The organism is Pseudoalteromonas sp. RB2-MNA-CIBAN-0110, from assembly GCF_040309305.1.
Classification (GTDB): Bacteria; Pseudomonadota; Gammaproteobacteria; order Enterobacterales; family Alteromonadaceae; genus Pseudoalteromonas; species Pseudoalteromonas arctica.
Genome location: NZ_JBEOOQ010000170.1, coordinates 1 through 275 on the forward strand (window position 1 = coordinate 1; position 275 = coordinate 275).

The window sequence follows — 275 nt, forward strand, 5'->3', positions numbered from 1 at the left end:
CCCGTCCAGTGATTTAGTATTTAACGGAGATTTTACCCAGGCGCTGGAAGTCATTAATGATAAGAAGAATGATGTGCTATCGCGGTTAAAGCTAGTTACAGAAACTACAGGTAAGGTGAATGAGTTAGGCATGGTTAAAGGACATGAATCAGATGGGGGTGCTTATCCTGATACCCTTTATTTACTAGATACACCAGAAACCTATGTACAAATGCAACATTACGTTACAGAAGCAAAAAGATCATACAAACAACTGCTTATGAGTAACCCCGTTT

Annotated in this window: 1 pseudogene; it reads left to right on the plus strand. The window is 39.3% G+C overall.

Going from position 1 to position 275, the window contains the following annotated elements:
• Positions 1-275, plus strand: a pseudogene (locus AAEY68_RS21035) (hypothetical protein); the annotation flags it as partial.